The organism is Exiguobacterium sp. SH5S13, assembly GCF_004337085.1.
Taxonomy (GTDB): Bacteria; Bacillota; Bacilli; order Exiguobacteriales; family Exiguobacteriaceae; genus Exiguobacterium; species Exiguobacterium aurantiacum_A.
Genome location: NZ_SJUS01000026.1, coordinates 17,587 through 39,979 on the forward strand (window position 1 = coordinate 17,587; position 22,393 = coordinate 39,979).

Here is a 22,393-nt window from a genome sequence, read left to right on the forward strand (position 1 = left end):
GTACGCCTGTTTATTTCGCCATCTACTCGGATTTTCCTGTTTCTCGCTCAAATGCGTTCAAACCTTTTTGTTTGTACACCCCGAGCGAACGTTTCGGGAGGCTCCGTACCATCCAGTTTTTGAACACACGTTGTTTGTCCTCGATCGATAGTCCGTATCCTTCCGTCACGATATGACGGGCCCGCGTCGTCACGTCATAGAGCGAGATGGCGGCAGCGACCGAGATATTTAAACTTTGGACATAACCTTGCATCGGGATGACGTAATTCCCGTCCGCTTTCGCGAGTGCCTGCTCCGACACACCGTGATGCTCGTTCCCGAACAAGAGCACGGTCGGTTTTGACACGTCGACGTCTTCGAGCGGGATCGCCTCTTCGCTGAGCGCCGTCGCGAGTATTTGATAGCCGTCCGCTTTCAACTGATCGATCGCTTCCTCAATTGAAGCGTGTTCGACGACGTCGACCCAGCGATCGGCACTCTTGGCGATAATCGAGTTCGGTTTGAACTTGGCCCGTCCCTCGACGACGTGCAGCGTCTGCACACCGAACGCGTCCGCCGAACGCAATACGGCCGACTGATTGTGCGGATCGTCAACGCCCTCGGTCAATACCGTGATGTGATTCGTCCGCGTGTTCAATACGTCTTGCATCCGCTTGACGCGGTCTGGCATGAGCATCGAGAACAAGAGCCGATCCTCTTCTTTCATCACGCCCGTTCGTAACAACTCTTCAAGCAACGTGGCCTGCTCTTCTTGTGACAATGCTGATGTCGTCTGTCTCCATCCCATTCTTCTCGCCCCTTTCAACCTCTAGTATTTTAGCGGGATTCGTTTCGACTGACAAGCGACGTCGTAAAACAGCGTATTTTCATCCTCCCATGAAAATTTATGAATTTTAGGAAACCGGTTGCACAAATTTATGCAATCGATTACAATCATTAATGCAAGCGGTTGCATCAGCAGCCGTTCTTAACAGAGAAAAAGTTCCGAACAGGAAGGAAGCGGATAGCATGAAACAGCTCATCTCATTTGATTTTTGGCAAAAGCTCGGTAAGGCCTTGATGGTCGTTATCGCCGTTATGCCGGCAGCAGGACTCATGATCTCGATCGGTAAATTGATCGGCATGTCAGCCGGAGACGTCGGGATCCTCCTGACGACGGCACGCATCATCGAAGACTTAGGTTGGGGCATCATCGTCAACTTACATATCTTGTTCGCGGTCGCCATCGGTGGCTCGTGGGCGAAAGACAAGGCCGGTGGTGCGTTCGCCGCACTGATCGCCTTCATTTTGATCAACCGTGTCACAGGCGCCATCTTTAACGTCAACGGCGCCATGCTCCAAGACCCGGAAGCGACAGTCCAATCCCTCTTTGGGGCCGACCTCGTCGTCGCTGACTACTTTACATCTGTCCTCGGTTCACCTGCCCTGAACATGGGTGTGTTCGTCGGGATCATCGCCGGTTTCCTTGGTGGTGCACTTTATAACCGATTCTACAATTTCAGTAAATTACCGAACGCCTTGTCGTTCTTCAACGGGAAGCGGTTCGTCCCGTTCGTCGTCATCCTCGGTTCGGTCGTCGCGGCGATCGCGCTGTCGATCATCTGGCCAACGATTCAAGGGGCACTCAACAGCTTCGGCCAATGGATTGCCACGTCACGTGACACGGCACCGATCCTTGCGCCGTTCATCTACGGTGCGCTCGAACGTCTGTTGTTACCGTTCGGTCTTCACCACATGCTCACCGTCCCGATGAACTACACGGAGCTCGGGGGCACGTACACGATTTTAACGGGCGCGACAGCTGGTTCAGTCGTCGCCGGTCAAGATCCGCTTTGGTTAGCTTGGGTGACGGACCTCGTCAACCTTCGCGCCGCTGGAGATACAGCTGCTTACAACACGCTGCTCGCTGACGTCGTACCGGCCCGTTTCAAAGTCGGTCAAGTCATCTTGTCGTTCGCCGCGCTCATCGGTGCCGCTTATGCGATGTACCGTAACGTCGACGAGGACAAGAAAGCCCAGTACAAACCGATGTTCCTCTCGGCCGGTCTCGCCGTCTTCTTGACGGGTGTCACTGAGCCGATCGAGTTCATGTTCATGTTCGTCGCTCCAGTCCTTTACGTCATGTATGCACTCATGGCCGGTGCCGCCTTCGCCTTGGCGGACATTATCGACCTTCGTGTCCACGCGTTCGGTGCGATCGAGCTATTGACGCGGATCCCGATGATCATCAAAGCCGGACTCCTGCAAGACTTGATCAACTTCTTCCTCGTCTCGGCTGCGTTCTTCTTCATCAACTTCGGAGTGTTCAACTTCTTCATCAAGAAGATGAACTTGCCGACGCCTGGACGCAACGGCAACTATATGGAAGAAGCGACAGAGCAATCGACGGTGACCGGCAACGAGCAGGTCATGGGGATTATCGCGCTACTCGGTGGGGAAGATAACATCGAGGACGTCGATGCCTGCATGACACGTCTTCGTGTCACAGTGAAAGATATGTCGCTCGTCTCAGAAGAGCGCGAATGGAAAAAGAATGGCGCCATGGGTCTCATCTTGAAAGACCGTGGTGTCCAAGCAATCTACGGCCCGAAAGCCGACGTATTGAAGTCTGACATTCAAGACGTCATCGGTGCATAATCAACAGGCCAGCTCGTGCGAGTTGGCCTGTTTTTTCTAAAGGAGGACTACTGTGAATATTTTGACACTCAACTGTCACGCCTGGTTAGAAGATCGACAACAAGAGAAAATCGACTCGATCGTGGAACGGATCGCGAGCGAGGAGTATGACATCATCGCGCTCCAAGAAGTGAACCAACATAAAGAAGCGCCGCTGATTGACGGTCTCATCCGTGAAAACAACTTTGCCCACGTCCTCGTTGAAAAACTCCGTGAGCAAGGGGTCGCCTATTACATGACATGGGATTTCGCCCATTACGGCTATGATATCTACGAAGAAGGCGTCGCGATCTTATCGCGGACACCGTTCGTCTCGACCGAATCGTTCTTTGTCTCCCAAACGACCGACCCGAACGATTACAAGTCTAGAAAAATCGTCAAAGCCGTCGTCAGCGGAACGGACGAACCGACAGCCGTCTACTCGTGCCATCTCGGTTGGTGGCATGATGCAGACGAACCGGCTCGTCACCAGCTCGATGAACTGCTTCGCCGCGTCGAAGATGACGACCGGGCTCTCCTGCTCGGCGACTTCAACAACGACGCGTTTCTGCGCGGTGAAGGCTACGACTATTTGATCGACCACGGTCTTCAAGACTTGTTCTTTCTCGCAGCCGAGCGCGAAGGCGATGCGACCGTCCAAGGCAAAATCGCCGGTTGGGACGAGAACAAGCAGGCGCTTCGCATCGACTTGATGTTGACGAACGCCCCGATCCACGTTTCGCGCCACGCCGTCGTCTTTGACGGCGACAACGGACCAATCGTGTCAGACCATGCCGGTGTCGAAGCGACCGCGTTTTGGCGATGAGACAACCCCTTTCTTTCCGAACTGGAGAGAAAGGGGTTTTGCTTTGTCAAAAAATCCTGTATGTTGGAAACGACTGATGTCTAACAACCTTTGAACGAAAGAAGTGATTGCATCTTGACGACCACCCCATCGCTCAGTCGCAACGACTGGACGCTCATCTTATCACTGGCGCTGCTCACGTTCGTGCTCGGCACGAGTGAGTTCGTCATTGTCGGAATTTTACCCGATATCGCGGATGGACTGACCATCTCGATTGCCACCGCCGGGACGCTCGTGTCCGCCTTCGCCATCAGCTTTGCTATCGGCACCCCGCTCATGATGTCGTTCACGAGCCATTTGCCGAAACGAAGACTTATGCTCGGACTCACGCTCGGCTTCATCGTGCTCAATTTCTTGAGCAGCCAAGCACCGAACTACGGTCTTCTGCTGTCGACACGCATGGTGACCGCGGTCGTGACCGGTGTGCTCATCTCGCTCGCCATGCTCGTCGCCAGTGAATCGGTACCGCCGACGAAGCGCGGCATCGCCGTCTCGTTCATCTTCGGCGGCTTCACGATGGCGAACGTGTTCGGTGTTCCACTCGGGACGTTCATCGGGCAACGCGCGGGCTGGGAAGCGACGTTCTTCATGACGACCGCACTCGGTATCGTCGCCTTGTTCGCGGTCTACCGCGTCGTCCCCAACCAGTTATCGAGCGCGAAGACGTCGATCTCTGACCAGCTCCGGCTCTTAACGAATCCGCGTATTTTGATCGCCTTCTTCATCCCGGCTTTCGGATTCGGTGCGACGTACGTCGTCTATACGTATCTCGTCCCGATCTTAAAAGGCGTGCTTGGCGTCCCGGTCGCATGGGTCAGTCCGATCCTGCTCGCCTACGGTTTCATCTCGATCTTCAGCAACATGGCGGCCGGGAAAATCGCGAGCCATAACCCGATCGGTCGGCTCCGGTTCGTCTTTCTCATCCAAGCGGTCGTGCTCGCGGCGCTTTATGTGACGACGTCGAACGTGACGCTCGGTCTCATCAACATCGCCCTCATGTCGTTCATGGCGATTCTGCTCACGACGTCGACGCAAATTTATTTGATCGACTTGGCCGAGAAGTTCAACCCAGATGCGAAAGGACTCGCCTCGTCACTCATGCCGGTCGCGAGCAACGTCGGCATCGGTATGGGGTCTGCTCTTGGTGGTCTCGTCTATGCGAACGCACCGGTCATGATGCTCGCCCTCGTCGGTGGCGCCGTCGCCTTACTGACCGCTGCCTTGACGTCGCTTAGTCATCGTCTCGACCAACGCTAAACAGCGTGCCCGAACCCGGGCACGCTGTTTTTTTAAAGCCAATCTACGATTTGATCAATCGTCTCATCAAGTTGTTCTCTTGCGCTGAGCGGGCTGTCGTTATCCCCGTCTTGCGGCCCGTACATCCCAAAGTTGGCATGATTGCCACCTTCGATCTGATGGAACGTGGCGTCACTCGGCACGCTGTCACGGCTCGTCTCGATATCGGTCGGTGTCGCCAGACCATCCAATTCACCCGAGATCGACAAGACGCGCAAGTCGCTATCCGTCATCGCGCTGATCGGATACGAGGCGAGGAAGATGACCCCGTCGACTTTATCTTCGTTTTCGAGCGCATAGCCCGAGGCGGCCGAACCGCCAAGCGAGTGACCGGCGACGTACCAACGCTCGATATCGGGATGTGCCTCGATGATTGTTTCCGCCGCATCGATATCTAGGATGCCGAGGTTCAAGCGAAGCGACGGGATGGCGACAAAGTGCCCTGCTTCCGCCAATCGGGTCCCGTAATAGGCGTACGCCTCTTTATCGACTTTTGCACCCGGATACAAGATAATCCCGACCTCACGCCTCCGGTCTCCGAACTCTAGTCGGTTGTCGACCTGTTCAGCTTCAGCCGCATAGCCAAGCGCTTCATCCGTCGGTCCGTATGTCATTTGCGTCCAAACGACGAAGCCGATCACGGCGACAAGGATGACGGCAAGCAACGACAGTCCGATCCACTTCAGTTTTCTCTTCATTATATACCTCCATTTGCATCCACTTCGTCGTCACGGTACACTAATAGTAAAAAAGGGAAATATCAGGGGGACACCATGACGAAAAGTTCTGTAACCACGACGATTCAGTGGTTTATTTTTATTTTAGCTACCAACATTGTACCACCGCTCGCCATCGCCGCCCTATTTGAACTGTCGCCGGCCGAGACGATGACGTTCATCTCGCGCTCGCTGTTCATCTTCGCACTGTTCAGCATCATCCAGACGCTGTTCGGCCACCGTCTGCCGATCTTAGAAGGACCGGCCGGTATTTGGTGGGGCGTGTTCACGCTGTACGCCTCGATCGGCCCTGCCCTCTACGGCAGCGGGCAAGAGACGCTCCAAGCGCTCGGCTTCATGCTGTTCTTGAGCGGTGTGCTCGGCGTGGTCATGACCGTGACCGGACTGTTACGGCGCATGCTGTCGCTGTTCACGCCTCAAGTGCTCGGCGTCTATATGATCCTGCTCGTCCTGCAACTATCCGGTGCCGTCATTAAAGGCGGTTTCGGTGTGAGCGAGGACGGCATCAATATCGTCCAAGCCGTCGCGACAGCCGGGCTCGTCTTGTTCGCGCTCACGCTCGAGCGGAGCCGCTTCAAACAATACGGTCTCGTCATGACGCTTTTCGTCGGGTTCGGGTTGTTCAATCTGCTCGGTCTCGGCAACCCGATCGTTCGTTCTGAGTCGTTCTTCCTCGTACCTGAGCTGTTCCCGTTCGGCGCTTGGGTATGGGATTGGAACTTACTTCCGACCGCGTTCGTCATCACACTTCTACTCATGACGAACGTGCTCGCGAACATCAAATTGATTGAGCGCATCGTCAGTTCACGGACGAAACAACAAGTCGAAGGCCACGTCGCCGCGTCTGGCGTCGTCAGCGGTGTCAGTCAGATGGTCGCTGGTCTGTTTGGAACGCCTGGACCGGTCGCGATTTCTGGGACAGCCGGTTTCTTGTCGTCAACGGAGAGCGTGCACCGTGCCCCTCACCTCGTCGCTCACGGCTTGATGATGGTGCTCGCTTTGATCGGACCGTTCGTGTCGCTCATCGCAAGCATCCCGGCCGCGGTCGGGTACGCCATCGTCACCCCGCTCATCGCGACGATGATCATCATCGGGATTAACGAGGCTGCGTTCGAGTTGAACCAAAAGACGGCGTCGCTCACGGTCGGCCTCCCGCTCGTCATCGGGGCCGGGGCGATGTTGCTCCCGCCTGGAGCGATGAACGATTTACCGCCGCTTCTTGCGACCGTGTTCTCGAACGGTCTCGTCCTCGGGACGGTCGTCTCTTTGACGACCGCCATCCTGAGCCGAATCCACGACTAAAAAAGAACTGACCTCGCGTCTGAGGTCAGTTCTTTTCGGTCACGTGCATATGGAAAGCTTTGTCGTGCGGCAAGACGGCACCGTCTTCCGCCTCGAAGTGTTCGCGGTCCTTGAAGTAAGCCGCAACCGTCAACGTGTCCCGATGAAGGGCACGCTTGAACGCTTGCTCGGCCGTGACCGGTGTTCCGTCATCGTTCTTCAGTTCGAGACCCATCAGCTTGTAGCCGATCGTTTGACCACCACGGCTCATCTGGCACGCCTCGATCGCATAAGAGACGAGTGTTGGTGTGATGACCGCGTGGACGAACTCGCTCTTCACTTTCTTCCGAACGAGCTGTTCGACACCGAAACTAAGGAGCCCGGCAATGACACCGTCGATCAAGACGGCTTTCGTGCGTTTGCTCGTCACTCGCTTCATTGGCTCATTCGCTGCATCATTCCGGACGTCAACACTTCCGTGCCTTGTCCTTCTTCTCCGGCCATGATCAAAGCCCGGGCCACGTGTAACGCTTGGATTGGGGCCGCATTTGGAACTTTTTCGAGCAACAGCGGTTGGAACGGACGGCTTACGACTTCAGCCGCTTTCTCACCGAGCCGGAACGACTCGCGGTCGCCGAGCAAGAGCGACGGGCGGGCGATAATCAAGTGCTCGAACCCGAACACTTTGAGCCCGTTCTCGAGTTCACCTTTCACTCGGTTGTAGAAGAACGGCGAGCGCAATGACGCACCTTGTGCCGAGACAACGGCGTAACGTGTGGCGCCGTGCTGTTTCGCGACACGCGCGACTTCGAGCGGTAACTCGAGGTCGACATGTTTGAACGCCTGACGTGATCCGGCGACGGCAATCGTCGTACCGAGTGCACAGTACACATCGTCAATGTGCGGCAACGTCTCATCCATTTTCTCAAAGCCGACAACTTCATGTAATTTCGGGTGACTCCAACGTTTCGAGCGGCGGACGACGATCCATACCGCGTCATACCGTTCTTGTTCGAGCAACTGCTCGACGAGCTCGCGTCCGATCAAACCGGTCGCGCCGACAACGAGTGCTGTTTTTCCCATTCTAGTTCCCCCTTGTTACGTACTTCTTTCAGTCTAGCTGACTTGCCGTTCATCGGCAACGACTGAGACCAGACACAATCAATCGAAGACGAGATTGCGGCAATTGCAACCCGTTTATGAAAAGACGGCAAAAAGTTCGATTTTTCTGAAACTGCTGTATACTGAAGGTACTGGAAAAACGAGAGGAGCTAGTTGTGTATGAAGCTATTCGTTCTTGGTGCCACCGGACGGACCGGTCATCAGTTTGTCGATCAAGCGATCGAGCACGGCCATCATGTGACCGCCTTCGTGCGCGAACAGAAAAAACTCATCCCGACCCCGCAACTTGAAATCATCGAAGGCGCCGTGACGGACAGTGCGGCGTTGACCGACGCGCTTGCCGGGCACGACGCCGTCATCAGCTGTCTCGGGACCGATTTGAGCGACCCCGATTTCTTGGCCAGCGTGACCGATGCGCTCGTCCCCGCCATGAAAGCGAACGATGTGACGCGCATTCTGTACCTCGCGTCTGCCGGGATTGACAAAGAGATTCCCGGGATCGCCGGAACGGTCGTGACGTTCATGCTCCGGAAGCCGCTTCGCGACCACCGGGCCGCGGTCGACCTGTGGCGCAACTCGTCGTTCGACTACACGATCGTGCGGCCGATGCAACTGACGGATGGTCCGCGGACATCGGTGTACCGGACGGACATCGACGGGATCCCTGCCGACGGTAAACAGATTTCACGCGCCGACGTCGCCCAGTTCATGTTGAACACGGTCGAAGAGAACAGTTTCGTCCGGCAGTCGGTCGGACTGGCGTACTAATTTTTTTGAATCCATGCTACAATATCGGATAGTCAACTTTGAAGGGAACGAATACGAATTATGAGTATATTAACAGTACAAAACTTGAGCCACGGTTTCGGTGACCGCGCCATTTTAAATGACGTGTCTTTCCGTCTATTAAAAGGTGAACACATCGGCCTCATCGGAGCAAACGGTGAAGGAAAATCGACGTTCATGAACATCATCACGCGCAAACTGCAACCGGATGAAGGGAAAATCGAGTGGGCGAAAAACGTCCGCGTCGGTTACCTCGACCAGCACGCCGTCCTCGCACGCGGGATGACGATTCGTGACGTGTTGAAAAGCGCGTTCCAATACTTGATCGACATGGAGACACGCATCGGCGAACTCTACATGGAAATGGGCGACGCGTCACCTGAGCAGATGGACGACATGCTCGCTGAAGTCGGCGAACTGCAAGAGACGCTCGATTCGAACGACTTTTATATCATCGATGCGAAAGTCGAAGAAGTCGCCCGCGGACTCGGTATTTTAGACGTCGGTCTCGACCGCGACGTCGCTGACCTATCAGGTGGACAACGGACAAAAGTGTTGCTCGCGAAGCTGCTCCTTGAGAAGCCGGACATCCTCCTCCTCGATGAGCCGACCAACTATTTGGATGAGATCCATATCGAGTGGTTGAAGCGTTATCTTCAGAACTACGACAATGCGTTCATCTTGATCTCGCACGATATCCCGTTCTTAAACAGCGTCATCAACTTGGTCTACCATATGGAGAACCAAGATTTGTCGCGTTACGTCGGCGATTACGACAAATTTATGGAAGTGTACGAGATGAAACGGTCGCAGCTTGAGTCGGCTTATAAACGCCAACAAGCGGAAATCGCTGATTTGAAAGACTTCGTCGCCCGTAACAAGGCCCGCGTCTCGACACGAAACATGGCGATGTCACGTCAAAAGAAACTCGACAAGATGGACGTCATCGAGCTGAGCGCGGAACGTCCGAAGCCAGAGTTCCGTTTCTTGCAGGCGCGCACGTCAGGCCGTCTCATCTTTGACGCGAAAGATCTCGTCATCGGTTACGATGAGCCGCTCTCACGTCCACTCGACCTGCAGATGGAGCGCGGTCAGAAGATCGCCCTCGTCGGTGCGAACGGGATCGGGAAGACGACGCTCCTGAAGAGTCTGCTCGGCATGATCAATCCGCTCGAAGGAACGGTCGAACGCGGCGAGTTCCTAGAGATCGGGTACTTCGAACAAGAAGCGGCCGTCAGCAACAACACGTGTATCGAAGAGATTTGGAGCGAGTTCCCGTCACTCAACCAACAACAAGTCCGGGCCATGCTCGCAAAGTGCGGTCTCATGACGAAGCATATCGAGAGTAAAATCGCTGTCCTCAGTGGTGGCGAGAAAGCGAAAGTCCGTCTCTGTAAGCTCCAAAACAACGAATCGAACTTGCTCCTCCTCGATGAGCCGACGAACCACTTGGACGTCGACGCGAAGGAAGAGTTGAAGCGCGCATTGAAAGAGTATAAAGGTAGTATCCTACTCATCAGTCACGAGCCGGAGTTCTATCAAGACATCGTCACCGACGTCTGGAACTGTGAATCGTGGACGACGAAAGTATTCTAAAACGTGTAGAGGAAGTGTCGCATGACAGGCCCAATCCAATTGAACGAACGCATCGTTCTCTATGACATCATTCGAGGGTTTGCCCTGTGCGGCATCTTCCTCGTCAACATCCCGAGCATGCTCGGGAGCGACTGGATCTTCGGTAAACCGATGTATGAAGGCAGTGACCTCGTCGTAAGGACACTGTTCGACTTGTTCATCCAGACGAAGTTCTATACAATTTTCTCTTTACTGTTCGGCATCGGCTTCTCGATTTTTCTCGAGCGTTCGTACGCGCGCGGGGACTCGGCGAGCCGCTATGTCCGACGCATCATCATCCTTTTCTTGTTCGGACTTGCTCACCTGGCCATCTGGTCGGGTGACATCTTACATACGTATGCGATGTGGGGGTTGTTGCTCCCCTTGTTTTATGGATTGAGCAACCGCGCGATTTTGACGTGGGCGTGGAGTTTGTTGATCGGGAGTTTTCTCTTGTTCTATGGCTCATCTGTCTTGATGGAGTGGACGACGGGGTATTTCAATCCCGGCTATCCGTTCCCGACCGCGTATAACGCCGGCTTTGGCGCTTGGTTCGATTACCGGCTCGACGTCGAGATCTTTAGCGCAATCTCAAACTCTCTGCTTGTCGGGATCGAAATCTTTTGCCTATTTTTATTCGGTCTCTATATCGGGCGTGAGCGGAAGCTGCTCACATGGACGCTTCAAGGATTGATACGAACGGCCATTATTTGCAGTGTTCTCGCCTTGCCGTTTTTCGGGGTCATCCTCTGGCATCGTTACGGCGGTGGTGATGCTTACTACTGGACGAACCTAGCAGCCGTCCTCATCTCAGGAAAACTGCTCGCGACGACGTACGTCTGTCTGTTCACCGTCGCCGTCCGAAAAGGACTCACGTTCCGTCCGCTCCAGGCGCTCGGCCGGATGGCGCTGACGAACTACTTGACGCACACGCTCGTCGTCGTCCTTCCCGTCATCGCCCTCGGGTATTACGGACGTCTGTCGCTCACTGAAGGATTGTTCTTGAGTATCGCGATTTTGATTGCCCAAACGTTCTTCTCAATGTGGTGGCTCAAGTCTCATCGCTACGGACCGTTCGAGAAGTTATGGCGGATCGGGACGTATGGGATTCAGAAGAAAGTATCATAGCATGCAGAAAGGCTCGAAGCATCTCGCTTCGAGCCTTTCTCATTTCTTAGTTCGTCGCCGCTGCTGTCAACACAGGAACGATTTGTTTTTTACGTGATACGACGCCAGGAAGTGTCGCCAGGCCGTCTAACAGTTCGACGTTGAACGCTTGTTCGAACAAATCATGCTTCGCACCGACAACGAGTGCTTCTGAATCATTCGTCAAGATGTTCGTGATTGCGAAGACGAACAAGTCAAGCTGTTTGTCAGCAATCGTCTTCGCCATCGCCGCTTCAACTTCAGCTTTACGGCTCAACACGTCGTGCGCGTCAACCGTGTTCACTTGCGCGATCTCGATGCGGTAGTCGCCCATCGCGAACTCTTTCGCGTCGAGCGAGATGAGTTCAGGCACCGTCTTCTGGCTCAGGTCGGCTCCGGCTTTCAACATTTCGAGACCGTACGCCTCGACGTCAGTTCCGGCGATGTCTGCAAGTTCTTTCGCTGCTTTGACGTCCTCGTCCGTGCACGTCGGTGACTTGAACAAGAGCGAGTCCGAGATGATCGCCGATAGCATCAAGCCGGCCATGTCAGACGCGATTTCAACACCGTGTTCTTTGTACAACTTGAGCAAGATTGTCGCCGTGCAGCCAACCGGCTCCGCCCGGTAGTAGAGTGCGTCTGCCGTTTGGAAGTTAGCGATGCGGTGGTGGTCGATGACTTCAAGGATTCGCACGTCAGCAATGTCGGCCGCACTTTGTTGGAACTCGTTATGGTCGACTAAGATGACCGAGCTCGTTTCGTCCGATACACGTTCGACGAGGCGCGGCGCCTTGACACGGAAGTGGTCGAGCGCGTATTGCGTCTCCCCGTTCACGTCACCGAGACGGACCGCCTCGGCGTCCATCCCTAATTTCTTTTTCAGTTCAGCGTAAGCGAGCGCCGAACAGATTGTATCCGTATCTGGATTTTTATGTCCGAAGACAAGTACTGTACTCATGATGCATTCTCCTCACTGTTATAGTTTTCCCTTATCCATTATACCGTCAATCCCCATTCTTTCAATTCCAAAACAAAAAGAGCCTAGACTCGGCTCTTCACGATTGTTCGTCTTCGTCTGTCTCTTCGAGGTCCGAATGATCCCCTTTTGAATCTTCTTCGTGCGAGATATCCGGTTGGTCCCGGTTCAACTTCTCTTGTTCTTCTTGTTCACGTTTGTCTTGGTCTGACATCTGTCTCATCCTTTCGGTACCGAGTCTTGTCGTAGACTGTTCCCCGAGGTTGACGCGGTCAAACGGATGTCTCACATCCGTAAACAAACTGTCATGTCAGTCAGCCTGAACGAACACGACTTCATCCCCGCGGATCTCGACGTTGACGTCTTGTCCTTGGAACAACCATTCGTCCTGCTCGGCGACGACGAAACGAATTCCATCTGCGTTCGTTTCGACGACGGCGTTATCGATCTCTTCTGTGATGACACCGACCGAGAACCCGTGCGTCAAATCAGTCGAACCCCCGTATTTGGCGAACAGACGAACCGTCTGTCCCGCCTCGACTTCCATTTCGTCTTTAAAAAATTGGAGTGCTTCTTCCGTCACGTTGATCTTCATGTAACATCCTCCTCTCGACTTCTGTCTTCATTCTAATCGTTTCTCAAAAAGCGAGCGAGGAAGTTGCCTAGAGTGTCGTGCCCGAAAGATACGCAACGGTCAGACTTTGCGTCCTAACCGCACCGCCGTCCATCTCATCGAACGTCACATCGAACAAGGCGCGACCGATTTCTTCATGCGGCGCGTGCATCGTCGCTAAGCCGAACGCCTGGCTGATCGGGTGGCCGTCAAACCCGAGGATGGCGACGTCTTCCGGTATGCGGACGTCACGCCGGCGCATCTCCCCTAAAAAACCGAGCGCGACGTAATCGGACGACAAAAAGAGCGCGCGGGGACGCTCTGTTCGTTGAAGGAACTCTGCCGCTAAGCGGATCCCGTCTTCACTCGTCAAGTAACCGATCCATACCCATCGCTCACGCGCGGACGCCACTTCATCGAAGTAGGCCCGCTGACGCGCGATTGAGCTCGGACTAGACTGCCGCGATAAGACGATGCCGATATCTTCATAGCCAGCTTGCGTTAACACATGCAATCCGGCGACGAACGCCGCGTAATGGTCGACATGGACCGAGGAGATCGTCTCAGGCGCACCGACCGTCGCGACCGAGATCGGGCCGAAGCCACGGTACGTCTCCAATTCTTCGAACGACATCGCATGCGACAACAGAATCGCCCCGTCGACTTCACGATGCTTCAGTAAGTCGAGTGCTTGCCGCTCTTGATCAAGCTTGTACTCGGTCTGCCACATGACGAGACGATACCCTTTCACGAGCGCCGCTTTCGCGAGTCCGTTGACGAACAGTCCGTAGTACGGATGGTCCATATACGGCAACACGACGACGAATCGCTGCGTGCGCCCAGTCGACAGCGTCAACGCCTGCTGATTCCGTAAATAGCCAAGCTCTGCCATCGCTGCATGGACGCGCTGTCGCTTCTCTTTTGAAACGTATGGATGTTCGTTAATCACCCGCGAGACCGTCGTCACCGACACGTCCGCTTGTTTCGCGATATCTCGAATGTTCGCCATCCCGCCTCACCTCAATCCGTCAGTCTTTCCATATAGTGTACCCATTCTACTGACCGACTGTCATCTCTTGCCATCACTTGTCGCCGAATCGCTTGGGCGAGACGAAACCGTTCTTCGACAGGTAAGTGCAGAAACTCATCTTGAAACTGGGCGCACAACATGCGTCCGAACGGTGTGTACAATTGATTGATGACCAGTTCATAGACAATCCCGCTACACCAAGTCTTCCACGTCGTCGGATTCATCAGGCTTCCCTCCTTTGACTCTACCGTACATTCTGAAACGCGTTTCAGAGCAAGCACTTTAGTAAAAAACTCTAATTCCGAACATTAAATACTTAAATGAGAACTTTTTTAGTTTTTTAACTCAAAATCATTGACGATGTCGATTCGATTTCGTATAGTCAACAGGTTGATAACGTGTATTCCACTTTACTAGACAATTAATGTTCGGAAATTACTACTTATAAGGAGTCTTCCTAATGAACTTATTCCGTTTACAGCAACACGGGACGAACGTTAAACAAGAAGTGATGGCCGGCATCACAACGTTCGTCACGATGGCCTACATCTCGGTCGTCAACCCGGCGATTTTGTCGGACGCAGGCATCCCGTTCGCCCAGGCGTTCACGGCGACGATCATCGCCATCTTGATCGGAACAGGGTTAATGGCGTTCTATGCCAACCTGCCGATCGCGGTCGCACCTGGGATGGGCTTGAACGCCTTCTTCGCCTATACACTCGTCGCGCAACAACAGATCGCACCAGAAGCCGCGCTCGGCGTCGTCTTCGTGTCGTCGGTCTTCTTCCTGATCTTATCGCTGTCACCGATCCGGACGAAACTGATTCAAGCGATCCCGGCTTCATTGAAGCACGCCATCACGACCGGCATCGGGTTGTTCATCGCCTCGCTCGGCTTGAAGCTGTCTGGACTCATCGTCGCGGATGAGGCGAACCTCGTCCGTCTCGGGGAGTTGTCGTCACCGAGCGTCTTGCTCGTCCTCGGTGGACTGATCGTCTCGGCCCTCCTCTTCTCACGTAACGTCCCGGGCTCGCTGCTCATCGGGATGGTCGTCACTGGGATTGCCGCCTACTTCATGGGGCTATTGAAAATCGAAGGCGTGACGGCGATGCCGACGCTACCGGAAGGGTTGATGGTCAACCCGCTCACCGCTTTCTCTGACGTCATCCAATATGGCTTGTTCGGGGCCGTGTTGTCGTTCTTCCTCGTCACGTTGTTCGACACGACCGGAACGCTCGTCGGTGTCGGCAAGCAAGCCGGCTTGTTGAAAGAAGACGGGACGATCGAGAACGGGCACCGGGCTTTGTTCGCTGATTCGCTCGCAACGATGGGGGGCTCACTCGTCGGAACGAGTCCATCGACGGCCTACATCGAGTCGGCCGCAGGTGTCGCCCAAGGCGGACGGACCGGACTGACGACAGCCGTCGTCGCCGGCTTGTTCGGTCTCACATTGTTCTTCAGCCCGCTCATCGGTGCGATTTCAGGTGTCGCCGCCATTACGGCGCCGGCCCTCATCATCGTCGGCGCACTCATGCTGACGAACGTCCGCTATATCGATTGGACAGATTTCAGTGAATACTTCCCGGCGTTCATGACGATCCTCATCATGCCACTCTCAGGCAGTATCGAACGCGGGATCGCCTTCGGGTTCATCCTCTACCCGATCTTCAAGGCGATGAACAAAGAGACGGTCCACCCGCTCATCTACTTGTTCGCCGGATTGTTTATTTTGGAAATGTTTTTCCTATAATACTTGACTTTAACCCTCGTCCCCGACGAGGGTTTTTCTGTTATTAATCAGGGAATCACTGTCGTATAGCAGTCGGTTACTGAATATTCGTTCATTATCATCCGATTCTCAATTAGGCATTATTTTACAATTATTTGAGAAATCCGTTCCATTTTTCTGTTTTCCGACTCAAAGATATGGAATAATGGCGATGAAATCGTTTTCGAAAGTATCATTTAACAGGAAAGAAGGAATGGACATGCCAAACGTGGCGTTGTTCGTCACTTGTCTCTCCGATACGTTATTCCCATCGGTAGGACAAGCGACGGTCGAACTATTAGAACATCTCGGTTGTGACGTCAGCTTCCCGTTCGAGCAGACGTGCTGCGGTCAACCGGCCTATAACAGCGGCTACCATGAAGAGACGAAAAAGATTGCCAAACACATGATTGAGACGTTCGAGAAAGCGGACGCCGACTATATCGTCGGACCGTCCGGCTCGTGTGTCATGATGATGCGCGACTATCCGCACTTGTTCAAAGACGATCCCGTCTGGAAAGAGCGGGCCGAAGCCCATGCGGCGAAGACGTTCGAACTGACGCAGTTCATCGTCGATGTGCTCGAAGTGACAGACGTCGGGGCGAAATTCCCGGCGAAAGCGACGTATCACGCCTCGTGTCATATGACGCGCTTGCTCGGGATCGAGGCGGCACCGGGACAGTTGTTGAAAAACGTTAATGGGTTGACGATGGTCCCACTCGAAGGGGTACATAACTGTTGCGGCTTCGGCGGGACGTTCTCGGTCAAGATGCCGGACGTATCGGTGCAGATGGTCGACGAGAAAGTCGAGTCAATTTTAAAATCAGGGGCCGACGTGTTGATCGGCGCTGATGCGTCTTGTTTGATGAACATCGGGGGACGCCTGCATAAACAAGGGCATCCGATCAAAGTGATGCATATCGCGGAAGTGTTGAACGAAGGGGTGAAACAAGCATGAGCATGGGGATTCGGTTAGACGAGAAGTTTCAAGATCGGCGGAAAGACGGGATCGATAACCCGTTCATGCGCCAAGCCGTCAGCTCGGCGCAAAATCGCCTGCGCGACGGACGTTTGAACGCGGCCGGGGAACTCGGGGATTGGGAAGCGTTCCGCGACCATTCGGAAGAGATTCGTCAGCACGTGCTCGAGCATCTCGATTACTACTTACACCAGTTGAGTGAGAATATCTCGAAGCGGGGCGGCAACGTCTTCTTCGCCGAGACGCCGGAAGAAGCGAACCGCTATATCCGCGAAGTCGTGCGCGCAAAAGACGCCAAACACGTCGTCAAATCGAAGTCGATGGTGACCGAGGAGATCGGGTTGAACGAGGCGCTTCACGAAGAAGGGTGTACGGTCGTCGAGTCGGATCTCGGGGAATGGATCCTTCAGCTCGACAACGACCCACCGTCGCACATCGTCGCACCGGCGCTCCACAAAGACCGGAACGATGTCCACAAGACGTTCACGACCCATGGCTACGACGGAACGAACGACCCGACCGAGCTCGGCCGCTACGCGCGCCGTGAACTGCGCAAAGACTTCTTGAAAGCAGAGGTCGGCATCACCGGTTGTAACTTCGCCATCGCCGAGAGCGGCGCCGTCGGTCTCGTCACGAACGAAGGTAACGGCCGGATGGTCACGTCACTCCCGAACACCGTCATCTCGGTCATGGGGATGGAGCGGGTCGTCCCGTCTTACGAAGAGTTCGAAGTGCTCGTCAATATGTTGTGCCGGAGCGCGGTCGGTCAACGGCTCACGTCATACATCACGACGTTCGCCGGCACGAAAAGCGTCGGCGAAGTCGACGGCCCGGACGAATTCCATCTCGTCATCGTCGACAACAAGAGGTCAGGCATTCTCGGGACTCAGTTCCAGTCCGTGCTCCAATGTATCCGTTGCGCGGCATGTATCAACGTCTGCCCGGTCTATCGCCATATCGGCGGCCACGCCTACGGCTCGATTTATCCGGGACCGATCGGCGCCGTGCTCGCCCCGCTGCTCGACGGTTACGAGAACTATAAAGAACTGCCGTATGCGTCAAGCCTTTGTGGTGCCTGTACGGAAGCGTGTCCGGTCAAAATTCCGCTCCATGAACTGTTGATCGAGCATCGCCGCGTCATCGTCGAAGACAAGAAAAAATCACCGTTCGTCGAACGCATCGCCATGAAAGGCTTCGCCGTCACGTCATCGAGCCCGTTCTTGTTCGAGGCGGCCGAACAGATCGCGCCGTTCGCGTCGTCCCCGTTTGCGACAGCAGGGCAAATCGACAAAGGCTTACCGGCTTGGACCGACTCGAAAGACTTGCCGCAGCCGGCCAAACAGACGGTCCGCGACTGGTTTAAGAAACGGGGGAATGCACAATGAATCCAGGAACGATCACCAACCGTGAAGACTTTTTAAAGCGGATCGCGGGACAACTCGGACGCGACGTCGATTTGACGCCCCCGAAACGAGTATACAAGCACCGTCCGCAAGACGAGGTGTTGAAAGACGCTTCAACAGAGGAACTCCTCGAGACGTTCCGTATGGTCGCGACGCGCATTCATACCGACGTCGTCGAATGTGAGTCGACTCATCTCGATGACACGCTCCGTCTTCTCCTCGAACGATACGACGGCAAGACGATTATCGCCGAGGACGATGCACGCATTAAGGAATGGGCACCCGAAACGAGCCGGTCGTTCGACTGGTGGGATGCCGCGCGTCCGGATGACAGCCGCGCCCTTGCCGTGAAAGCTGACGTTGGGATCACGATTGCCGACCAAGCACTCGCTGAAAGTGCGACCATCGTCCAATACGCGGCCCCCGGAAAATCGCGGACGATCAGCTTGTTGCCGCAAGATCACATCGCCATCATCCCGAAATCGGTGCTCGTGCCCCGCATGACGCAAGCGGCGAAACAGCTGGCCGAACTCGATCGCAACGGCGAGCTCGCCTCACCGCAAGGCGTCAACTTCATCTCGGGCCCATCAAACTCGGCCGATATTGAGATGAACTTGATTGTCGGTGTCCACGGACCGGTCCGTGTCGCCTACGTTCTCGTACATGATCTCTAACGAAAAAACTCGCCACGACGGCGAGTCTTTTCGTTTATTCTTTATTCGACGGTGATGCTGCCGTTCGTCGTCTTCAAGCGAAGTGAATGTTCGATGTTTGAACGTCAAAGTCTTGTCCCGCACTCATCGCTTCGTCAATTTTCCCCATCGAGTCGCCCGCTCGCAATTCGTCTAACTGGGCCATTCCTTGCTCCGTGATTGCGTAGTATTTCCGTGGCGGTTTTTCTGCCGACTCCTTCAAATACGTCGTGAAGTAGCCTTCCGACGTGAGCCGCCTCAGGAGCGGATAGACCACATCTTCTGAGATGTCACTTTTTTAAACTTAGCATCCCTCTCACCCCCTCCACTATCTATTAGGTAACAACACATCGTTCGCAATTGTTCAATAGACGTTAGCTAGCATGTTTACTACATCTCGATAAGTGGTATATCGCTGCCGAAATCTGTACAATAGGGGAACGACACTCGTAGAAAATAATTGTCACAGCCGGAATGTATGTAGTTCCAGGAAGGAACGGTCCCTATGAAAGCTTGGATTGACGAGCGGATCGGAAGGCAGTTTTTATTCGTCTTCTATTTATTCATTGGACTGATCCTCCTCACCTCACTCGCCGTATACGTATATACGGAAAATCGAATCGAAGAGACGACTTCATCGCTCGAGAACGTCAGTGAACGTCGCACGAATGCGACCGAGCTATTCGAGACATGGCAGTCGATGCAATATGAGATGCGCGGTTACGTCCTCCTCGGTGACGAGGAGTTGCTCGTCCGCGTCAAAGAGAAACAAGTCTTGATCGAGACACAGACCGCCTGGTTCGAAACGAACGCGGTCACAGAAAAAGAACAGACGTATGCGGGGGATGCCCGAGCGTTATTCTCAGCCTATCAACAACGCGTCATGCCTAGCCTCGAGCGCTACGTCGTCGCGAAGCGGGAAGGCACGGTCACCGAGCCGTTCCTGCAAATGCCGACGCTCGGGAAAGTGACGCCTCAAACCGAAGCACAGGCCGATCGGAAATTCAAGATCAACTCGAAGAGCGCGGCTGACATGAGCGCGAGTATCGTCGACATGGAGACGGTGTTCACCGAATACCGCAACGCCTTGAACGCGGAAGAAAACCAACTCCGTGAACAGCTCGCCACCCATACGAAATGGGCGCAAGTGCTCTGGCTCCTGTCGCTACTCACCGTACTACTCGTCCTCTTCATTGCGGCTCGGCCTTACGTACAACGGTTGACCGGTCAACTGCAAGAGTTGATCACGAATAGCAAGCGGCTCACCGACGATCGGGTCATACCCGTCCCTGTTTTGGTATCGACCCGGAACGAGGTCGGCCAACTGACCGACTCGTTCCGTCAAATGGCGTCGTCACTGTCGTCGCAACGTTATCAAGTCGAAGAAGAGCGTGAGAAGACCGCGCGACTCTTGCACTCGATCCGTGATGCCGTCATTTACGTTGAACATACGACGCATGAGAAACTCGCCAACCAGGCGCTCTTCGTCATGTTCAATCAGGCCATCACAAAGAAAAACGAGACGGACCTGTATCGGCTTGATGCCGACCTTGAAGAACTCGGTCTCCAAGTCGATCAAAAAGACTCGTTCTTCTCGTTCATGCGCCGAGCGTTTGACGGCGAAGCGATGGAAGAGAGCGTGACGTTCTCGATGAATCAAGAAGAACGGTTCATCCAAATGTACGCTGAAAAGATTCATTTGCGTGGCACACGCCACGGCACGATGCTCGTCTTCCGGGACGTGACGCAAGAAACCGAGGTCGACCGCTTGAAGACAGAACTTGTCTCGACGGTGTCTCATGAACTGCGCACCCCCTTAACGAGCATCATCGGGTTTACCGAACTTATGCGCTATCGGACGATGCCGGCTGAACGGACCGATCAATATTTAGGGATGATTCATCAAGAGACGCTCCGTCTCGAGGATTTAATCTCCAACTTACTCGACGTTCAGCGGATGGAGTCAGGTAAACAGACGTATCAAAACGAGCCCGAAAGCTTGTATGATATTTTGGCAGAAACGATTGCCGTCCATCAAGGCGCGAGTCAACACCATTACTTATCGTTTGAATGTGACACCGACGTCCTCGTGTACGGGGACCGGAACCGGCTCAGCCAGCTGTTCACGAACCTGCTCCATAACGCGATCAAATATTCACCGAACGGCGGAAAAGTTGCGGTGTCCGTCACGAATGACCAGTCGGACGGCGTCGAAATTTCCGTCACGGACTCTGGCATCGGAATCCCGACTTCAGCGCTCCCGAAACTGTTCGACAAGTTTTATCGCGTCGACAATTCGGCCAGCCGGAAGATCGGTGGCACCGGTCTCGGTCTTGCCATCTGTAAAGAGATTGTCGAAGGGCATGACGGGACGATCCGGGTCGACTCACGTGTCGGTCTCGGATCGACGTTCACGATCGTCTTGCCGAAATATATCGAGGAAGATCAAATGAGCGGCTAAACATAAGGGATGACTCGCCTCGGGCGAGCCATCCCTTATGTTATTGAACTTTGCTTTCTGGACCGAATGCCGGATAGAGCGACAAGCCACCGTCAGCAAAGATGGTCGTGCCCGTGACGTAAGACGATTCGTCTGATGCGAGCCACGCTGCCACCGCAGCAATCTGTTCCGGCCGCCCGATCTTATGGGTCGGGATGAGCGCTTCGAGCCCTGTCTTCTCTTCTGGGTCTCGCATCGTCTCTTTGTTGATTGGTGTGTCGATCGCACCAGGCGCGATGGCGTTGACCCGAATTTGATTCGCCGCATATTCGAGCGCGACCGACTTCGTGAACATCTTGACCCCGCCTTTACTCGCCGCATAATGCGTATAGCCTGGGCGTGGGATCACCTCGTGCACCGAAGACATGTTGATGATGTTTCCTTTCAGATCATGTTTGACGAAGTACTTGAGTGCGGCCCGCACCCCTAGGAACGTCCCAGTCAGGTTCGTATCGATAATTTTCTGCCAGTTGTCGAGCTCCATTTCGTGCGTTTTCGCTTCGACTTGGACACCGGCGTTGTTGACGAAAATGTCCATCTGTCCAAATTCAGACACTGCTTTTTCGATCATCTTCTCGGCGAGCCCTTCTTCGGCGACGTCACCTTGGACAGCGACGGCTTTGCCTCCGGCCACCTCGATGCCGCGGATGACTTCCTTCATCTCGTCTTCACTGCTTCTATAATTTAAGACGACGCTGACGCCTTCTTTCGCATAGCGTTCGGCCACCGCTCGTCCGATTCCTTTTGAACTGCCTGTGATTACTGCGACTTTCCCTTGAAGTTCTGGATAATTTGCCATGTCGGTTCCCCTTTCGTCTTCTCGGTTTGTAGTTCCCGCATTCCCCTCTTCATGAAACCTTTCGGGCTGTCTTTTGAATATTTATGGGAAATCTACTATACTGAAACAAACTATTCGTTTTCAGGACTCGC

The 22,393-nt window shown here is 54.3% G+C and carries 22 protein-coding genes and 1 pseudogene; 12 read left to right on the top strand and 11 right to left on the bottom strand.

Annotated elements, in window-relative coordinates:
- Nucleotides 1–22 precede the first annotated feature (22 nt).
- Nucleotides 23–787 (bottom strand): TrmH family RNA methyltransferase, encoded by a 765-nt coding sequence (locus EVJ30_RS12470; protein WP_131457909.1) that lies wholly within the window; start codon nucleotides 785–787, stop codon nucleotides 23–25.
- Nucleotides 788–1,008: 221 nt separating this feature from the next.
- Between EVJ30_RS12470 and EVJ30_RS12475 the strand changes: the two genes are divergently transcribed.
- The 3 genes from EVJ30_RS12475 (at nucleotide 1,009) to EVJ30_RS12485 (ending at nucleotide 4,777) form a co-directional block, all read left to right on the top strand.
- Nucleotides 1,009–2,637, top strand: a complete 1,629-nt coding sequence (locus tag EVJ30_RS12475) for a PTS transporter subunit IIBC (RefSeq protein ID WP_131457910.1) — start codon at nucleotides 1,009–1,011, stop codon at nucleotides 2,635–2,637.
- 52 nt (nucleotides 2,638–2,689) lie between these two features.
- Complete coding sequence (locus EVJ30_RS12480; RefSeq protein ID WP_070328331.1) at nucleotides 2,690–3,481, top strand: endonuclease/exonuclease/phosphatase family protein; 792 nt, start codon at nucleotides 2,690–2,692, stop codon at nucleotides 3,479–3,481.
- Nucleotides 3,482–3,571: 90 nt separating this feature from the next.
- A complete protein-coding gene (locus tag EVJ30_RS12485; protein WP_131457911.1) occupies nucleotides 3,572–4,777 on the top strand; it encodes an MFS transporter in 1,206 nt (401 codons plus the stop codon).
- 32 nt (nucleotides 4,778–4,809) lie between these two features.
- On the opposite strand, the gene EVJ30_RS12490 is transcribed toward EVJ30_RS12485, so the two are convergent.
- A complete protein-coding gene (locus tag EVJ30_RS12490; protein WP_131457912.1) occupies nucleotides 4,810–5,514 on the bottom strand; it encodes an alpha/beta hydrolase in 705 nt (234 codons plus the stop codon).
- Nucleotides 5,515–5,589: 75 nt separating this feature from the next.
- Here EVJ30_RS12490 and EVJ30_RS12495 point away from each other — a divergent pair, with 75 nt between their 5' ends.
- Complete coding sequence (locus EVJ30_RS12495) at nucleotides 5,590–6,855, top strand: purine/pyrimidine permease (protein WP_131457913.1); 1,266 nt, start codon at nucleotides 5,590–5,592, stop codon at nucleotides 6,853–6,855.
- Between the two features lie 25 nt (nucleotides 6,856–6,880).
- Here EVJ30_RS12495 and EVJ30_RS12500 read toward each other — a convergent pair whose 3' ends face one another.
- On the bottom strand, nucleotides 6,881–7,273 hold the full coding sequence (locus EVJ30_RS12500) for an RDD family protein (RefSeq protein WP_131469336.1): 393 nt from the start codon (nucleotides 7,271–7,273) through the stop codon (nucleotides 6,881–6,883).
- Entirely contained in the window at nucleotides 7,270–7,917 is a 648-nt protein-coding gene (locus EVJ30_RS12505) for an NAD(P)H-binding protein (protein WP_131457915.1), read from the bottom strand. Before EVJ30_RS12505 ends, EVJ30_RS12500 begins: the two co-directional genes overlap by 4 nt.
- Nucleotides 7,918–8,115: 198 nt before the next feature.
- Here EVJ30_RS12505 and EVJ30_RS12510 point away from each other — a divergent pair, with 198 nt between their 5' ends.
- Genes EVJ30_RS12510 through EVJ30_RS12520 form a run of 3 tightly spaced genes read left to right on the top strand, consistent with a single transcriptional unit; the run spans nucleotide 8,116 to nucleotide 11,484 of the window.
- Nucleotides 8,116–8,724 (top strand): NAD(P)-dependent oxidoreductase, encoded by a 609-nt coding sequence (locus tag EVJ30_RS12510; RefSeq protein WP_131457916.1) that lies wholly within the window; start codon nucleotides 8,116–8,118, stop codon nucleotides 8,722–8,724.
- Between the two features lie 60 nt (nucleotides 8,725–8,784).
- Nucleotides 8,785–10,338 carry an ABC-F family ATP-binding cassette domain-containing protein gene (locus EVJ30_RS12515; protein ID WP_131469338.1) on the top strand — a complete coding sequence of 518 codons (1,554 nt, stop codon included), beginning with the start codon at nucleotides 8,785–8,787 and terminating at the stop codon, nucleotides 10,336–10,338.
- Between the two features lie 21 nt (nucleotides 10,339–10,359).
- Nucleotides 10,360–11,484 (top strand): DUF418 domain-containing protein, encoded by a 1,125-nt coding sequence (locus tag EVJ30_RS12520; protein ID WP_131469340.1) that lies wholly within the window; start codon nucleotides 10,360–10,362, stop codon nucleotides 11,482–11,484.
- A 46-nt stretch (nucleotides 11,485–11,530) separates the two neighbouring features.
- Here EVJ30_RS12520 and EVJ30_RS12525 read toward each other — a convergent pair whose 3' ends face one another.
- The 5 genes from EVJ30_RS12525 to EVJ30_RS12540 all read right to left on the bottom strand — a co-directional run bounded on the left by EVJ30_RS12525 (nucleotide 11,531) and on the right by EVJ30_RS12540 (nucleotide 14,345).
- A complete protein-coding gene (locus tag EVJ30_RS12525) occupies nucleotides 11,531–12,460 on the bottom strand; it encodes a manganese-dependent inorganic pyrophosphatase (protein ID WP_131457919.1) in 930 nt (309 codons plus the stop codon).
- Nucleotides 12,461–12,557: 97 nt separating this feature from the next.
- A complete protein-coding gene (locus tag EVJ30_RS15425) occupies nucleotides 12,558–12,692 on the bottom strand; it encodes a hypothetical protein (protein WP_255417550.1) in 135 nt (44 codons plus the stop codon).
- Nucleotides 12,693–12,788: 96 nt separating this feature from the next.
- Nucleotides 12,789–13,073: a HesB/YadR/YfhF family protein gene (locus tag EVJ30_RS12530; protein ID WP_016507928.1), complete on the bottom strand. Its 285-nt coding sequence runs from the start codon at nucleotides 13,071–13,073 to the stop codon at nucleotides 12,789–12,791.
- A 67-nt stretch (nucleotides 13,074–13,140) separates the two neighbouring features.
- Nucleotides 13,141–14,100: a LacI family DNA-binding transcriptional regulator gene (locus EVJ30_RS12535; protein WP_131469342.1), complete on the bottom strand. Its 960-nt coding sequence runs from the start codon at nucleotides 14,098–14,100 to the stop codon at nucleotides 13,141–13,143.
- An 11-nt stretch (nucleotides 14,101–14,111) separates the two neighbouring features.
- Nucleotides 14,112–14,345 carry a hypothetical protein gene (locus EVJ30_RS12540; protein ID WP_131457922.1) on the bottom strand — a complete coding sequence of 78 codons (234 nt, stop codon included), beginning with the start codon at nucleotides 14,343–14,345 and terminating at the stop codon, nucleotides 14,112–14,114.
- 236 nt (nucleotides 14,346–14,581) lie between these two features.
- On the opposite strand from EVJ30_RS12540, the gene EVJ30_RS12545 reads away from it, so the two are divergent.
- From EVJ30_RS12545 to EVJ30_RS12560, 4 genes are all read left to right on the top strand, one after another.
- A complete protein-coding gene (locus EVJ30_RS12545) occupies nucleotides 14,582–15,871 on the top strand; it encodes an NCS2 family permease (protein WP_016507932.1) in 1,290 nt (429 codons plus the stop codon).
- 238 nt (nucleotides 15,872–16,109) lie between these two features.
- Nucleotides 16,110–16,847: a (Fe-S)-binding protein gene (locus EVJ30_RS12550; RefSeq protein WP_131457923.1), complete on the top strand. Its 738-nt coding sequence runs from the start codon at nucleotides 16,110–16,112 to the stop codon at nucleotides 16,845–16,847.
- Nucleotides 16,848–16,849: 2 nt separating this feature from the next.
- Nucleotides 16,850–18,253: a LutB/LldF family L-lactate oxidation iron-sulfur protein gene (locus tag EVJ30_RS12555; protein ID WP_131469352.1), complete on the top strand. Its 1,404-nt coding sequence runs from the start codon at nucleotides 16,850–16,852 to the stop codon at nucleotides 18,251–18,253.
- Entirely contained in the window at nucleotides 18,250–18,945 is a 696-nt protein-coding gene (locus EVJ30_RS12560) for a LutC/YkgG family protein (protein ID WP_131469344.1), read from the top strand. The genes EVJ30_RS12555 and EVJ30_RS12560 overlap by 4 nt, the downstream gene beginning before the upstream one ends.
- Nucleotides 18,946–19,018: 73 nt before the next feature.
- Here the strand turns inward: EVJ30_RS12560 and EVJ30_RS12565 are convergent.
- Nucleotides 19,019–19,252, bottom strand: a pseudogene (locus EVJ30_RS12565) (PadR family transcriptional regulator); the annotation flags it as partial.
- A 216-nt stretch (nucleotides 19,253–19,468) separates the two neighbouring features.
- On the opposite strand from EVJ30_RS12565, the gene EVJ30_RS12570 reads away from it, so the two are divergent.
- Nucleotides 19,469–21,424: a HAMP domain-containing sensor histidine kinase gene (locus EVJ30_RS12570; protein ID WP_131469346.1), complete on the top strand. Its 1,956-nt coding sequence runs from the start codon at nucleotides 19,469–19,471 to the stop codon at nucleotides 21,422–21,424.
- A gap of 40 nt (nucleotides 21,425–21,464) precedes the next feature.
- Here the strand turns inward: EVJ30_RS12570 and EVJ30_RS12575 are convergent, their stop codons facing one another.
- Nucleotides 21,465–22,262 carry a glucose 1-dehydrogenase gene (locus EVJ30_RS12575; RefSeq protein WP_131457927.1) on the bottom strand — a complete coding sequence of 266 codons (798 nt, stop codon included), beginning with the start codon at nucleotides 22,260–22,262 and terminating at the stop codon, nucleotides 21,465–21,467.
- Nucleotides 22,263–22,393: the final 131 nt, after the last annotated feature.